Origin of the sequence: Marinobacter sp. THAF197a (assembly GCF_009363275.1) — a bacterium.
In the GTDB taxonomy this organism is placed as follows: Bacteria; Pseudomonadota; Gammaproteobacteria; order Pseudomonadales; family Oleiphilaceae; genus Marinobacter.
Genome location: NZ_CP045324.1, coordinates 1 through 15,707, shown reverse-complemented (window position 1 = coordinate 15,707; position 15,707 = coordinate 1). Strand labels below are relative to the sequence as shown.

The window sequence follows — 15,707 nt, the reverse complement described above, 5'->3', positions numbered from 1 at the left end:
AAGGCCTCCCCCGCCGAACCCCTAGCTTCTCAGTTATCCTCACTCCGGTGCTGTTGTTCCCATAGATGAGCGTAATGACCACCGCGGGTTAGCAAGTCGTTGTGGCTGCCGCTTTCCACTATTTGGCCACCATCCATCACCAGAATGGTATTGGCATCGCGAATGGTAGACAGCCGGTGGGCAATCACCAAGGTGGTGCGTTGCTGACTGACTTCTTTCAAGGCACCCAGAATCGCCTGTTCTGACAGGGAATCCAGCGACGACGTGGCCTCATCCAGAATCAGTAACGGCGGGTTTTTCAGAATCACCCGGGCAATCGCCACTCGCTGTTTTTCACCTCCGGACAATTTCAGGCCCCGTTCGCCGACTTTAGTTTCGTAACCTTCCGGCAAGCTGTGGATAAAGTCTTCCAGATGGGCCATGCGCGCGGCCCGGTAGACTTCTTCCTCGGTCGCTTCGGGGCGGCCATAGGCGAGGTTCCGGTACAGGGTATCGTTGAAAAGCACAGTGTCTTGCGGCACCACACCAATGGCCGAACGCAGGGAATCCTGAGTGACCGTCCGGATATCCTGGCCATCGATACGGATAGCGCCCTGATCCACCTCATAGAACCGGAACAGCAAGCGGGCAAGGGTAGACTTGCCGGCACCGCTGGCACCCACTACCGCCACTGTGTGGCCGGCGGGAATGGTGAAGTTCACATCCTGCAGGATGGGGCGGTCTGGCCGGTAGGCGAAGTGAATGTGCTCGAACCGTACCTCGCCGTTATCCACAGCCAGGGGTTTGGCATCCGCTGCATCCAGGATCTCCGGCTCATCACCCAACAGTTTGAACAACCGCTCCACGTTCACCAGGGCCTGGCGGATTTCCCGGTAAACGAAGCCCAATGCGTTCAGGGGGATGAACAGCTGGATCAGGTAGGCGTTGATCATGGTGAAGTCGCCCAGGGTGATCTCACCACTGGCCACTTCGCCTACCGCCATGGCCATGATCACGATCAGTGCCACACCAATGATCAAGGCCTGGCCGGCGTTCAGGGTAGCCAGGGACAAGCGGTTCTTCAGCCGGGCCTTTTCCCAGTCGTCCAGGTCCTGGTCGTACAGTTCGGCTTCGTAGCGTTCGTTATTAAAGTATTTGACCGTTTCGTAGTTCAGCAGGCTGTCGATGGCTCGGGAGTTGGACTGGTTGTCCCTTGCATTGGCTTCCCGCACGAACTTGGTTCGCCACTCGGTGATTTTGATCGAGAACACCACATACACCACCACGGCCACCAATATGGCGAGGACGTAGCCCACGTTAAACACCACCAGCAGGATGGCGGCTACTAGCAGGATTTCCAGGATGGTGGGCACAATATTGAATAAGGTGAAGCGCAGCAGGAAGCTGATGCCGTTGGTGCCCCGTTCAATATCCCGGGCCAGGCCACCGGTTTTTCGGTCCAGGTGAAAACCCAGCTCGCGCTGGTGCAGGTGTTCAAACACTCGCAAAGACACCCTCCGCATGGCCCGTTCCGCCACCCGGGCGAAGACAGCATCCCTCAATTCGCTGAACAGGGTGGCGCCAAATCTGAGCGAACCGTAGGCCACTACCAGCACAACCGGAATCCACAGCAGCATGTCGGCGCCGCGATTCTGGTCCAGGTAATCGACGATGTATTTCAGGGCGACCGGCGTGGCCACCGTAGCCAGCTTTGCCAATACCAGCATCGCCATAGCCAGCGCGACCCGACCCCTGAATTCCAGAAGGTAGGGCCATAGCCCGGAAATAATCGACCAGTCAGGCTTATGATCGGCAGGGTAGTCGTTGTCGGCGTAGGCGCGCACTCTGTCTTCCTTCGGTTTCGGAGAAGTCGAACGCACGGGCGGGTGGGCCTGGCAGGCCCACCCACCCGCGCGCTCTTACGTAGCTGTATGATAGGTCTTGTCAGGAGAACAAACCGTATTGAAGCTGGAGTCTACAGCAGCTAACACCTTGGAGGCACATTATTAACACTCGTCACCGTAAGGCCCTGAAACTCGTCATAGAGTTTATAAGCCCCTACCGCCGCGCGGTGGCCGGGGCACTGCTGGCACTGGTCATCACTGCCGGCATAACCCTGGGTCTGGGCCAGGGCCTGCGCATTCTGGTCGATCAGGGCCTCGCCACGCAATCACCGGAAAACCTGGCCAAGGCCATTGGTCTGTTTTTTGTTCTGGTGCTCGGCCTGGCCTTTGGTTCGTTTGCCCGGTTCTACCTGGTGTCCTGGATTGGCGAACGGGTGGTGGCGGATATTCGCAAGAAAGTGTTCAACCACCTGATTGATCTGCACCCCGGCTTTTTCGAGCAGAACCGGGCGTTGGAAATCCAGTCCCGGTTTACCGCCGACACCACGGTGCTGCAATCGGTGATCGGGTCGACCGTGTCTATTGCCCTGCGCAACACCTTGATGCTCATCGGCGGGTTGATTCTGCTGTTTGTCACCAACGCCAAGCTGGCGGCCATCATCCTGCTGGGGTTCCCCCTGGTGATTGCACCGATCCTGTTCTTCGGCCGCCGGGTTCGGCAGCTGTCACGGCTGAGCCAGGATCGGGTGGCGGATGTAGGCAGTTACGTGGGGGAGAACCTTTCCCAGATCAAAACCGTGCAGGCCTTCAATCATCAGCCCCACGACCGGCGGTTTTTCTCGGAGGTGTCTGAGAAGGCGTTCGACATTGCCCGCGAGCGCATCCGGCAGCGGGCGTGGCTGACCACTCTGGCGATTTCCCTGGTGATGGGGGCGGTCGGCATTGTGATCTGGATTGGCGGGCTGGATGTGATTCATGGCCGGATAAGCCCCGGTGAACTGGCGGCATTCGTGTTCTACAGCCTGCTGGTTGGCGTTGCGGCAGGTGCGATCAGTGAGGTGATTGGTGAACTGCAACGGGCTGCCGGGTCTGCGGCCCGGCTGTTTGAGCTGCTGCAGACCGAACCGGCGTTTGTCCGAGAAGGCGAAAAGCACTCTTTTGCCGGGCCAGTCACCGGCGAGATCACCATCGAGCATCTGGGCTTTAGTTATCCCGGCCGACAGGCCCAGCCGGCGATCGCCGATCTGTCGCTGCATATCCGCCCCGGGGAGACCCTGGCCCTGGTTGGTCCTTCCGGGGCCGGCAAGTCCACGCTGTTCGACCTGTTGCTGCATTTCTATCAACCAGACGCCGGGCGGATCCTGATCGACGGGGTAGACACCTCCGATCTGTCTCTGGACGCGCTAAGGCGCTGCTTCGCCCTGGTGCCCCAGAACCCGGCGTTGTTCCATGGCACGGTGGCGGACAACATTCGTTATGCCCGCCCTGGCGCAGCCCAATCCGAAGTTGAGCAGGCGGCGCGGATTGCCCATGCCGACGAGTTTATCCAGGCGCTCCCGCAGGGCTACGACACACCGCTGGGGGATGCCGGGCTGGGGTTATCCGGTGGGCAGAAGCAGCGCCTGGCCATCGCCCGGGCGCTGCTGGCGGATGCCCCGATTCTCTTGCTGGATGAGGCCACCAGTGCCCTGGATGCCCAAAGCGAGCACCTGATCCAGCAAGCCATGCCGGCGCTCACCGCTGGGCGTACCACCCTGGTGATCGCCCACCGGCTGGCAACCGTCAGAGACGCTGACCGCATCGCGGTACTGGAACAGGGTCGGCTGCTGGCGGTCGGTAGCCACGATGAACTGATGCGCGATAATGAACTTTACCGGCGCCTGGCCAGCCTGCAGTTCCGGGACGAAGCCGCAGACACGGACAATGGTCGGTTTGTGTGTTGAGTGCGTACTCCCTACACTGTTAAGAGAATTTCTCAATCCTGAACCAGGGAGAACAGCAAAGTGAGCAATAAAGAATTGCAGGCACTCAAAGAGCGATACGTCGCTGCGGGCGCGGCAAGCCCCAATGATCAATTTGCAGATCACGCCCTGAATGCAGAAGTCTGGGACGCCGACGGCAAGCGCATGATCGACTTTGCCGGCGGTATCGGCGTTCTGAACATCGGCCATCGGCACCCGAAAGTGGTCGAGGCGATTAAAGCCCAGCTCGACAAGCTGATGCACACCTGCCAGACGGTAATGCCCTATGAGGGTTACGTAAAACTGGCGCAGAAGTTGAGCGAAGTGGTGCCGGTCAAAGGCCACGGCAAAGTGATGCTGGCCAACTCCGGGGCCGAGGCGCTGGAAAACGCGGTCAAGATTGCCCGTGCAGCCACCGGCAAGAACAACGTGATCTGCTTTGACGGTGGCTACCACGGCCGTACCTTCTTCACCATGGCCATGAACGGCAAGGCCGCTCCTTACCAGACCTCCTTCGGCCCCATGCCCGGCCTGGTGTACCGCGCGCCTTACCCGGTGCCTTACCACGGCATCACTGAGGAAGACGCCCTGCGTGGCCTGGCAATGACCATGAAAGCCGATTCCCCGGCCCACGAAACCGCCGCCATCGTACTGGAGCCGGTTCTGGGTGAGGGTGGTTTTTATCCCGCCCCAGCCAGTTTCCTGAAAGCCCTGCGCAAAATCTGCGATGACAATGACATTCTTCTGATTGTCGACGAAGTGCAAAGCGGCTTTGGCCGTACCGGCAAACTGTTCGCCATCGAACACAGCGGCGTTGAGCCGGACATCATGACCATGGCCAAATCCATGGCCGATGGTATGCCGATCTCTGCCATTGTCGGTACCGACAAGGTAATGGACTCCTCGGGCCCGAATTCCCTCGGTGGCACCTACACCGGCAGCCCTACTGCCTGTGCCGCAGCTCTGGCGGTGTTTGATGTGATCAAAGAGGAAGATATCCTCGGCAAAAGCCAGCGCCTGGGTGACAAACTGAGGGCCCGGTTCGACCAGTGGCAGGAGCAGTTCACTCACGTGGATAATGCCCGCAACATGGGGCCGATGGCCGCGTTTGAGCTGGTGGAAAGCAAGGAATCCCGCAAGCCCATGCCGGAGCTGGTAGCGGCGATAACCAAGAAAGCCAAGGAGAAGGGCCTGATACTGCTCAGCTGCGGTATGTACGGCAACACTCTGCGGTTCCTGATGCCTGTCACCATCGAAGATGAGGTGCTGGAAGAGGGCCTGAACATTGTGGAGGAATGCCTGAAGGAGGTGGGTGCCTGATATTGGCGCTTTCTTTCAGTTCCAGAGAGCCGGGCTTGTGCCCGGCTTTTTTTTGGTCTTCATGCTTTGGAGTAGGAGCGTGGATGTGACCAAAAAACATACCCTTCCTGTGCCTACGCCCCTTTTATCTGCTCCAAGGATGTGTTGGCTAATCATTGATCATTGCATGTTGTGAACGTCAGCCCGTTTGAACAAAAAACCGACAACCGAGGCTGATCCCAAATGCACCACAACAATGACAACACAGGAGCATGCAATGATCTCACTCTCCCGATTGGCAACCGGTGCCGCGCTCGGACTGGCACTGACATTGCCAACGCAACAGGCCCAGGCCGGTGCCTTTGTGCATCTGTTTGAATGGAAATGGAGCGACGTCGCCCAGGAATGCGAAAACTTCCTGGGCCCCAAGGGCTTCAGCGCAGTTCAGGTATCACCGCCCCAGGAGCATATTCAGGGCAGTGCCTGGTGGACCCGGTATCAGCCGGTGAGTTACCAGCTTAACAGCCGCAGTGGCGACGCCAGCGCGTTTGCTGATATGGTCCAGCGCTGTAACGCGGCCGGCGTGGATGTTTACGCCGATGCGGTCATCAACCATATGGCCAATGGCAGTGGTACCGGCACTGCGGGTTCAGCGTACAGCTCAACCTCCCTCAGTTATCCCATCTACAGCAGCAATGATTTTCATACACCCTGCGGCATCAATCCAGAAGATTACGGCACCGATGCCTGGCGGGTTCGGAACTGCCAGCTGGTAGGGCTGCCCGATCTCAACACCGCAGACAATTACGTTCAGGACACCCTAGCCGGGTATCTGAACCAACTGACCGCACTTGGTGTGAAAGGTATCCGAATCGACGCTGCCAAGCATATGTCGCCGTCTGATATCAGTGGCATCCTGAACCGGGTGAACAATCCACTGTATGTCTTCCAGGAAGTGATAGACCTGGGCGGGGAGGCGGTGAGTGCCGGCGAGTACACCGGGCTTTCCGATGTTACCGAATTCCGCTACAGCGCGGCTATTGGCGACGTGTTCAAGAATCAGCGCCTGGCGAATCTCAACGGGTTTGGCGAAAGCTGGGGTTTTCTGGCCGGTGGTGATGCGGTGGTGTTTACTGACAACCACGACAATCAGCGGGGCCATGGTGCCGGTGGCAGCAATATCGTTACCTACAAGGATGGCGGCCTGTATAACCTCGCCAATGTGTTCATGCTGGCCTGGCCCTACGGGTATCCGAAGGTGATGTCGAGTTACAGCTTCTCGGATGGCGACCAGGGACCACCCGCCCAGGCGGTTTACCAGAATGGTAGCCCACAATGTGGCGGCGCCTGGATTTGTGAACACCGTTGGGACTCGATTGCCAACATGGTGGCTTTCCGCAACGTGACGGATGGTTCCGGCGTCAGCCATTGGTGGGATAACGGTAATAACCAGATCGCCTTCAGCCGTGGCAACAAGGGCTTTGTGGCCATCAACCGGGAAGGGAGTACCCTGGCTCGAACCTTCACGACCGGCCTGCCCGACGGTCACTATCGTAACGTAGCCGGTGGCGGTAGCTGCGCAACCGTGCAGGGTGGGCAGGTGAGTCTGTCAGTGGCGCCCATGGAAGCGGCGGCCCTGCATGTTGGCGCTGACTGTGGTGGCGATGAAGGAGACAACGGCAACGGTTCAGACGGGGAGCAGGCCAGCGTCACCTTCCAGTGCAGCAACGGCACCACGGACTGGGGACAAAGTGTCTACGTTACCGGCAATCATGCCACCCTGGGCAACTGGTCACCTGCGAATGCGCTGAAACTGGATCCAGACAATTATCCAACCTGGTCCGGGAGCTTCGACATGCCTGCGAACACGCCGTTAGAGTGGAAGTGCATCAAACGCAGCGAGTCAGACCCGGATGCCCAGCTGGTGTGGCAAAGCGGCGCCAATAACCAGGTGCAAACCGGCGCGGCGGGCTCATCCATCAGCTCGTCCGGTAGCTTCTGAGTCCGGTTACGTTCGGCCTTCAATTCGTCGTATACTGCCGGAAGCTCTTTCCGGCAGTGCCTTTTCAGGCGCCTGCCGTCGATTCATCGATAGGCGGTAACCATGACGTCCCAGACTAACCCTTCCGTTCCCGACCACAAACCCAGACCGTGGGTTGACCTTCTGGTCAGTATCATCATTCCCTCGGTCATACTGATGAAGTTCAGTGGTGACGAGCATCTTGGCAGTGTCAACGCACTGGTCATTGGCCTCGCGTTTCCTCTTGGCTGGGGATTGTTCGAGCTCATCCGTTACCGCAAAAAGAACTTCATTGCCCTGCTGGGCCTGATCAGCGTTGGCCTGACTGGCGGTATCGGGTTACTGGAGCTGGACGCCGGCTGGCTGGCCATCAAGGAGGCGGCAGTACCGGCAGTGATTGGTCTTGCGGTATTGATATCCACCCGGACCAAGTACCCACTGGTACGAACGCTGCTGTACAACCCGAACATTCTGGATGTGGATAAGATCCACGCCTCGCTGGAAGAGAAGGGCTGTGTTGACGAGTTCGAGGCGCGGCTGCTCAACGCCAGCTATTTCTTTGCCGGTACCTTCCTGTTCTCCTCGATCATGAACTATGTGCTGGCCAAGTGGATCGTGGTCAGCCCCTCGGGCACTCAGGCGTTCAACGAAGAGCTTGGACGGATGACCCTGGTGAGCTATCCGATGATCGCCATTCCCTCAATGATCATGATGATGCTGATCTTCTACTACCTGTGGCGCACCATCCGCCGCCTGACCGGGTATACCCTGGAAGAGGTGATGGCTCAGCACCTGGTGGAGAAGGAAAAAGAGAAGGAACAGAAACGCGCGGAATCCTCGAAGTAATCTCTCGGAATAAAAATTCCTGACTGATAACAAAAAACGGTGGCCCCGTCGGGTACCACCGTTTTTTTATGCCAGTCTGTCAGTGTGGTTACACGTCCAGATTGGTCACTTCCAGGGCGTTGGTCTGAATGAAGATCCGGCGCGGCTCCACGTCATCACCCATCAGGGTGGTGAAGATCTGGTCGGCAGCGATGGCGTCTTCAATGGTGACCTTCATCATGCGGCGACTTTCCGGGTCCATGGTGGTTTCCCACAGCTGTTCCGGGTTCATCTCACCCAATCCCTTATAGCGCTGGATGTTCAGACCACGCTGGGCCTCTTTCATCAACCAGTCCAGAGCACCCTCAAACGACAACACCACCTGCTTGCGCTCGCCACGCTGCACGTAGGCACCCTCGTCAATCAACCCCTCCAGGGTCTCACCCAGGCGGGCAATCGCCTTGTAGGAGGATGATTCAAAGAAGTCATGGCTGAAGATGTGCTCATGGGGAATACCATGCACATAGATGGTAACCATCGGCAGATACAAGCCACGCTCTTCGTCCCGGGTGACCGAGAATACGTATTTGGTGCCGGTGCGGGTATCCAGTTCAAGACCATCACCCAGGTGTGCAACCCACTTGGCAACCGCCGCCTCGTCTTTCAGCTGCTCCGGCTTGAGGGTGGTGTTGTACACCATCTGCTGCAATACCTTCGCGGGGTAGGCGCGGGACAGGCGTTCGATCATCGCCATCACCGCCTGGTAGTCCTTGACCATGGTTTCCAGGGCGGAATCCTTGATGGCGGGAGCCTCCGGATTCACGAACAGCTGAGCGCCGTCCAGGGCAGTCTGGGTGAGGTAGGCTTCTTTCGCCTTCTCGTCTTTCAGGTACTGCTCCTGCTTGCCGCGCTTGACCTTATACAGGGGCGGCATGGCAATGAACACGTGACCGCGCTCGATGATTTCCCGCATCTGGCGGAACAGGAACGTAAGCAGCAGGGTACGGATGTGCGAACCATCCACGTCCGCATCGGTCATGATGATGATCGAATGGTAGCGCAGCTTGTCCGGATTGAATTCTTCCCGGCCGATGCCGCAACCCAGTGCGGTAATCAGGGTACCCACTTCCGCAGACGACAGCATCTTGTCGAAACGGGCTTTCTCCACGTTCAGGATCTTACCTTTCAGGGGCAGGATGGCCTGGGTTTTACGATCGCGACCCTGCTTGGCACTGCCACCCGCAGAATCACCCTCCACTATGAACAGTTCGGACAGGGCGGGGTCTTTTTCCTGGCAGTCCGCCAGCTTGCCGGGCAGACCGGCGATGTCCAGGGCGCCTTTGCGGCGGGTCATGTCCCGAGCCTTGCGGGCGGCTTCCCGCGCCCGGGCTGCTTCAACCATCTTGTTGACGATCAGCTTGGCCTCGTTCGGCTGCTCCTGCAGGTACTCGGCAAAGCTCTGGTACAGTTCCTGCTCAACGGCGGTTTTCACCTCAGAGGAGACCAGTTTGTCCTTGGTCTGAGAGGAGAATTTCGGGTCGGGTACTTTCACACTGATGATGGCGGTGAGGCCTTCACGGGCATCGTCGCCGGTGGTGGCTACCTTGGCCTTTTTGCCCAGACCTTCATGATCGATGTAGTTATTCAGGGAACGGGTCAGGGCGGCGCGGAAGCCCGCCAGGTGCGTACCACCATCCCGCTGGGGGATGTTGTTGGTGAAGCAGTAAAGGTTCTCCTGGAAGGCGTCGTTCCACTGCATCGCCACTTCAACCGAGATGCCGTCTTCTCGATCACGGGTGAAATGGAACACCCGGTTAATTGGCGTCTTGTTGGTGTTCAGGTGTTCTACGAAGGCCCGCAAACCACCCTCATACTCGAACACTTCTTCCTTGCCACTGCGTTCATCGGTCAGGCGAATACGCACGCCGCTGTTCAGGAACGCCAGTTCCCGCAGGCGCTTGGCCAGGATATCGTAGTGAAACTCAATATGGGTAAAGGTTTCCGGTGAGGGAATAAAGTGCACCTTGGTGCCGGACGCTTCTGTTTCACCCACTTCTGCCAGGGGTGCGTTAGGTACGCCGTGGGTATAGGTCTGCTCGTAAACCTTGCCCTCACGCCGGATCGTCAGGGTCAGGGTAGAGGACAGGGCATTAACCACCGAAACACCCACACCGTGAAGACCACCGGAGACCTTGTAGGAGTTGTCATCAAACTTACCACCAGCGTGCAGAACCGTCATGATGACTTCGGCAGCGGAAACACCCTCTTCTTCGTGGAGATCCACCGGAATGCCGCGGCCATTATCTTTAACGCTGATAGACTCGTCAGGGTGAATAATGACCCCGATCTCGGAACAGTAGCCAGCCAGAGCCTCATCGATGGAGTTATCCACCAATTCAAAGACCATGTGGTGCAGGCCGGTGCCGTCATCGGTATCACCGATGTACATGCCCGGGCGCTTACGCACCGCATCCAGTCCTTTCAGGACCTTGATACTGGAGGAATTGTAGTTCGATTCACTCATTAATGAGACTCCTGAAGGTGATACTGGCGAGGTTCAGCGGAAAACGGTACACGCCGCCAATGCCAGTCTATTCTTCCGTCAATTTTCCATGTTCCACGTGGAACATTCTGTATTCCGGTGCATCACGGTCGCCCCAGAGCACGTCAGGTTCCGGATGCTCAATAGAGGTGATAAACACCTGACAACGCAAATCCTGAAGCTTATGCACCAGCATGATCCGATGGCGCACATCCAGTTCGGCATTAATGTCGTCCAGCAGGAAAGTCACCTGCTTACCCAGATCACTCAACACCTTTCCCTGGGCAATTTTCATCAGAATAACCAGTGTCTTCTGCTGCCCCCGGGAAAAGGTTTCTGCAACCGGCCGACCACCTAACTTGAGACGGATGTCTGCCCGATTAGGGCCATACAACGTATGCCCCATACGGCGCTCCTGCTCCCGGTGGCTTGCCAGTATATCCACTAGCGAGCGGGACCGATCCCAGCCCGGATAGAACTCAAGTTTCAGACCTTCCGTCCAGCTGGCATCCAGCTCCTGCAGCTCCGAATCGAACGCCGCTTTGAACTGCCTGAAAACCTGCTCTCTGACATCGCTCAGGGTTTCCGCCAGGGCACCGAACTGACTGTCCCAGACCCGGAGCAGAGATTCGTCCAGTCTACCATTTCTGAGCGTTTGATTCCGCTGTGATGTCACTCTCTGGCACTGTTGCCACATTACCGAAAAGGAAGGTTCCACGTGGAACACTAACCAGTCCAGAAACTGCCGCCGTTTTCCGGGACCACCAGCCACAATGTCGAATACCCCTGGGTCAATCACCGACACGGGCAAATGCATGGCCAGGGATGACAAACTGCGTACAGCTTCGCCATCAACCCTTAACGCTGTTTCCTTGGCAGATACATCCCGGGATATTCCCAGCCGATGGGCGATGCCGGTGCTGCCTTCCGCCGTACCACTTTGGTCCTCATTATTGCTGAGCCCACTGTCCAGAGCGCCAAACACCGTTAACTTGCTGTGACCATGGCTGACCACCGCCTGATGCCGACTCACCCGAAAAGACCGCCCCAATCCCAGATAAGCAATCGCTTCCAGGGCACTGGACTTACCACTGCCATTAGCGCCGTACAACAGATTAAAGGAAGGTGAAAAACCGACAGGGTCCGGCGCCAGGTTTCGGAAATTCTGGGTCTGGAGTTTCACAAGCGCCATAAAGGAGGAATTCTCATCACCGGGGTCGGAGCATAAAAAAAGGCAATGCCGGAACACGACATTGCCTTAGTGTACAAGATGCGTGGCGGCGACGCTCGTTAATGGAGCATGGTCAACCGTTCATCCATAAACACATCCATCTCCGGTGCCAGGATATGCACATACCGATCGAAATAGAGGAACTGCTTCAGCAACAGCGCAAATTCCCGAGGAAAGTGCAGCCCATGGCTTTCGCCCACCTTCACCATATCCATGAGAATATTGTTAACGTCATCCTCCGCCTGACCCATTTCATAGGGAACGTCGTCCGGGACCATTCGGTCCATCTGACGATACAGGCGTTGCAGGTCGGCAGAGAGCTCATCCACCCTCACCGTGCGACGGGTGACGCCAATCCGGATCATGGCATCGGCCATACCGTCGAAGTTACCGACCATAATCGCGGATACGAAATCGCTGACCGCCTGCCAGGTGTCCGGCCTGATGCGCCCGACAATACCAAAATCGATAAACCCGACGCGCCCGTCCTTCAGCACCATCAGGTTGCCAGCGTGCACATCCGCGTGGAAAAACTCACACTGGGTCAGACTGGCAAACCAGGTGTTCATGGCGGTGATCAGGGTACGTTCGGGATCTTTGGAAAAACCGCGAATGCTGTCGAGATCCGTCAGCGGAACGCCATAGAAACGCTCCATCGTCAGGATTCTGCGGGTACTGCACTGCTCATATACCCGGGGCACGGTCGCGTCGTCGTTATGGGTATTCAGCAAGAATTCCCGGAACACCTTCAGATTATTGGCTTCCTTGATGAAGTCGCATTCTTCCATCATGGTCTGCTGAATTTCTTCAACAATGCCAGACAGGGATGTCCACGACAGCTTCGGTGCCAGGGTTTCCAGAATCCGCGCCGACAGGTACAGAAAGTTCAGGTCGGTCAGCAGAATATTCTCCACGCCAGGCTTCTGAACCTTGATAACCACGTCTTCGCCAGTCACCAGTTTCGCCGCATGAACCTGCGCAATTGATGCCGACGCCAGAGCCACCGGATCGATTTCCGAGTACACCTGATCAATCGGCCGCCCAATTTCCTCACGGATAATGCGCTTGATCACGCCAAATGGAAGACTGGGGGTTTTATCAAGACAATACTGAAACTCTTCCACGTACTCTTTTGGAAAGAACGTGGGGGAGCTCGCTATAAACTGACCAAGCTTGATATAGGTGGCCCCAAGATTCTCAAACGTCTGGCGCAGCAGTTTCGGGGTAGGGGGGCGATCGCCCCGAACCCAGTTCAGCCCGGTACGGCCAAGCACCGACAGTGTCTGACCAACCCTGAAAGCACCTTTGATTCCGTTCGTTACGGCACCCATTAAATTCCTCCGGAAAGGTTACAGCCGCATCGGCATGACCACATACAGGCAGCTGTTGTCGTTCTCTGCTTCGATCAATGCACTGCTGTTGGGGTTCGACAGGGTAATCTTCACCTGGGCCTCATCCAGCGCATTCATCACATCGATCAGGTAGCCTACATTAAAACCGATCTGCAGGGATTCGCCCTGATACTCCACCGGCAGTGCGTCTTCGGCCTGTTCCTGGTCCGGGTTGTTGGCGAACACTTGCAGCTCCCCCGGTGCCAGGTTCAAGCGTACGCCGCGAATGTTCTCGTGAGACAGAATACCGGCCCGCTGCAAGGTGTTCTTCAGCGTTGCCCTGTCAGCGAGCACCAACTTATCCCCACCCCTGGGGATAACCCGGTTGTAGTCCGGGAACTTGCCTTCGATCAGTTTGGAGGTAAAGGTATACGCGCCCACCGTCGCACGCAGGTGGTTGTCACCAATCACCAGGGTGACCGGCGATTCCACATCGTCGAGCAGGCGGGCGAGCTCCAACACGCCTTTTCTGGGCACAATCACCTGCCGGGGTTCCGGGCAACCGGTTTGCAGGTCGGAATGAGCCATGGCCAGGCGGTGGCCATCGGTCGCCACCACCCGCACATGGCTACTGTCTACTTCCAGCAACAGGCCATTAAGGTAATAACGAACATCCTGCTGGGCCATGGCAAACGCCGTGGCGTCCAGCATCCGGCCCAGTTCTTTCTGCGGCAGCTCCAGGCGGAAGCTTTCCGGCTCGTCTTCCACGTTGGGAAAGTGCTCAGCCGGCAGGGTCGACAAGGTAAAATGGGAGTTGCCCGCTCGCACGTGCAGACGGTCACCTTCCAGCGCCAGATCAATCGGGGCTTCGTCACCCAGTGCCCGACAGATATCAGACAGCTTCCTGGCCGGTACCGTGATCCTGCCCGGTTGGTCCACGTGGACCGGCGTAACCCGCCCGACCAGTTCAACTTCCATATTGGTACCGGTGAGTGTCAGTGTGTTGTCTTCAGCTTCCAGCAACACGTTGGACAAAACCGGCATGGTCTGTTTCTTTTCCACAACGCCAGCAATGCTTTGCAGAGGAGTAAGAAGGGATTCACGGCTTATGGTCAGTTTCATGGCACTCGGCTTCAGTTGTCGGAAGTGAATGTTGTTGGTTGATCGCCACCCGGTCAGGTGGTCAGCAATCGCATAAAGTTCTGGTAGTCCTCGCGGATTCCAGGGTCCGTTTCCTGGAGTTCCACAATCTTCTTACAGGCGTGCAACACCGTGGTGTGGTCACGGCCGCCAAAGGCGTCGCCGATTTCTGGCAGGCTGTGATTGGTCAACTCCTTGGCCAGGGACATGGCCACCTGACGGGGCCGGGTCACCGTCCGGGTGCGGCGTTTGGACAATAGATCGGCCACCTTGATCTTGTAGTACTCCGCCACCGTGCGCTGGATGTTATCGATACTGACCTGCTTTTCATGCAGCGCCAGCAGATCCTTCAGGCTTTCCCGGATAAATGGAGGGGTAATCTCAGACCCAGTGAAGTGAGCATTCGCTATCACCAAACGAAGCGCTCCTTCTAACTCTCGAACGTTTGATCGAATCTTCTGAGCAATAAAGAATGCCGCCTCGCTGCTCAGTTTCACATTGGCCTGCTCGGCCTTCTTCATCAGAATCGCCACACGGGTTTCAAGCTCCGGCGGCTCCACCATTACCGTCAGACCCCAGCCAAACCTCGATTTCAATCGCTCTTCCATATCGACGATTTCCTTCGGAAACCGATCACAGGTCACGATGACCTGCTGGCCACCTTCAAGCAGCGCATTAAAGGTATGGAAAAACTCTTCCTGTGAGCGCTCTTTACGGGCAAAGAACTGGATATCGTCAATCAGCAACGCATCCACGGACCGATAATAACGTTTGAACTCGTTGATGGCGTTTAGCTGCAGAGCCTTGACCATATCCGCAACGAACCGTTCAGATCGAAGGTAAGCGACTTTCGCCTTGGGATTACGGCGGACGATTTCATTACCGATGGCGTGCATCAGGTGGGTTTTACCAAGACCGACACCGCCGTACAGGAACAGCGGGTTATAGGCTCCGCCGGGGTTCTCAGCCACCTGCATTGAGGCCGCACGGGCCAGCTGGTTGGACTTACCCTCAACAAAGGTCTCGAAGGTGAAGGTCTCATTCAGAAAACTCTGGTGCTTGATGTCACCTTCCACCTGCACCGGCCGGCGTTCGCCATTTATTTTCTGCGCACTGCGGCTGACACCCGCAGAGGTAGAACCGGCCACAGTTGCCGCGACACTCTTCTCTTCCTCGGTTACCCGCTGCCCGATTTCGTCGGCCAGACTCGCCGGCTTTGGCTCAGCCACCGAGCGCACCACCGGTTCACTTTCCCGGGGCGCCGACCCTACTTTCATCTGAACCCGCGGCGCCTGACCACCGTTGAGGTCCTTCAGGACTTCCTCTATACGGCGCAGATACTTTTCATTAACCCAGTCCATTACAAAACGGTTCGGCGCAAACAGCATCAGCTGCCCCTCTCGGAGATCCGACTGGAGGGGTCTCAACCAGGTATTGAACTGTTGCGCGGGAAACTCATCCCGGAGTACTTCAAGACATTGATGCCACATACTGTTAGGCACGACCGCCTGCTCCCGAAACCTGACTGTTCTCAC

The 15,707-nt window shown here is 57.2% G+C and carries 10 protein-coding genes; 4 read left to right on the top strand and 6 right to left on the bottom strand.

Annotation, left to right across the window (positions count from 1 at the left end):
- Nucleotides 1-29 precede the first annotated feature (29 nt).
- A complete protein-coding gene (locus FIV08_RS00050; RefSeq protein ID WP_152436933.1) occupies nucleotides 30-1,823 on the bottom strand; it encodes an ABCB family ABC transporter ATP-binding protein/permease in 1,794 nt (597 codons plus the stop codon).
- Nucleotides 1,824-2,008: 185 nt separating this feature from the next.
- On the opposite strand from FIV08_RS00050, the gene FIV08_RS00045 reads away from it, so the two are divergent.
- The 4 genes from FIV08_RS00045 (at nucleotide 2,009) to FIV08_RS00030 (ending at nucleotide 7,949) form a co-directional block, all read left to right on the top strand.
- Nucleotides 2,009-3,766 carry an ABC transporter transmembrane domain-containing protein gene (locus tag FIV08_RS00045; protein WP_152436932.1) on the top strand — a complete coding sequence of 586 codons (1,758 nt, stop codon included), beginning with the start codon at nucleotides 2,009-2,011 and terminating at the stop codon, nucleotides 3,764-3,766.
- Nucleotides 3,767-3,826: 60 nt separating this feature from the next.
- Nucleotides 3,827-5,104: an aspartate aminotransferase family protein gene (locus tag FIV08_RS00040; protein ID WP_152436931.1), complete on the top strand. Its 1,278-nt coding sequence runs from the start codon at nucleotides 3,827-3,829 to the stop codon at nucleotides 5,102-5,104.
- A gap of 256 nt (nucleotides 5,105-5,360) precedes the next feature.
- The gene (locus FIV08_RS00035; RefSeq protein WP_172972228.1) at nucleotides 5,361-7,085 is read left to right on the top strand and encodes a carbohydrate-binding module family 20 domain-containing protein; all 1,725 of its coding nucleotides are present in this window, start codon (nucleotides 5,361-5,363) and stop codon (nucleotides 7,083-7,085) included.
- A gap of 102 nt (nucleotides 7,086-7,187) precedes the next feature.
- Nucleotides 7,188-7,949: a VC0807 family protein gene (locus FIV08_RS00030; protein ID WP_152436930.1), complete on the top strand. Its 762-nt coding sequence runs from the start codon at nucleotides 7,188-7,190 to the stop codon at nucleotides 7,947-7,949.
- Nucleotides 7,950-8,037: 88 nt separating this feature from the next.
- On the opposite strand, the gene gyrB is transcribed toward FIV08_RS00030, so the two are convergent.
- From gyrB to dnaA, 5 genes are all read right to left on the bottom strand, one after another.
- The gene (gene gyrB, locus FIV08_RS00025; protein WP_152436929.1) at nucleotides 8,038-10,452 is read right to left on the bottom strand and encodes a DNA topoisomerase (ATP-hydrolyzing) subunit B; all 2,415 of its coding nucleotides are present in this window, start codon (nucleotides 10,450-10,452) and stop codon (nucleotides 8,038-8,040) included.
- 67 nt (nucleotides 10,453-10,519) lie between these two features.
- Complete coding sequence (gene recF, locus FIV08_RS00020; protein ID WP_152436928.1) at nucleotides 10,520-11,662, bottom strand: DNA replication/repair protein RecF; 1,143 nt, start codon at nucleotides 11,660-11,662, stop codon at nucleotides 10,520-10,522.
- 98 nt (nucleotides 11,663-11,760) lie between these two features.
- Entirely contained in the window at nucleotides 11,761-13,032 is a 1,272-nt protein-coding gene (locus tag FIV08_RS00015; RefSeq protein WP_152436927.1) for an ABC1 kinase family protein, read from the bottom strand.
- An 18-nt stretch (nucleotides 13,033-13,050) separates the two neighbouring features.
- Nucleotides 13,051-14,154, bottom strand: coding sequence for a DNA polymerase III subunit beta (gene dnaN / locus FIV08_RS00010; protein WP_152436926.1), 1,104 nt, complete (start codon nucleotides 14,152-14,154; stop codon nucleotides 13,051-13,053).
- A 53-nt stretch (nucleotides 14,155-14,207) separates the two neighbouring features.
- Nucleotides 14,208-15,662 (bottom strand): chromosomal replication initiator protein DnaA, encoded by a 1,455-nt coding sequence (dnaA, locus tag FIV08_RS00005; protein ID WP_374814451.1) that lies wholly within the window; start codon nucleotides 15,660-15,662, stop codon nucleotides 14,208-14,210.
- Nucleotides 15,663-15,707: the final 45 nt, after the last annotated feature.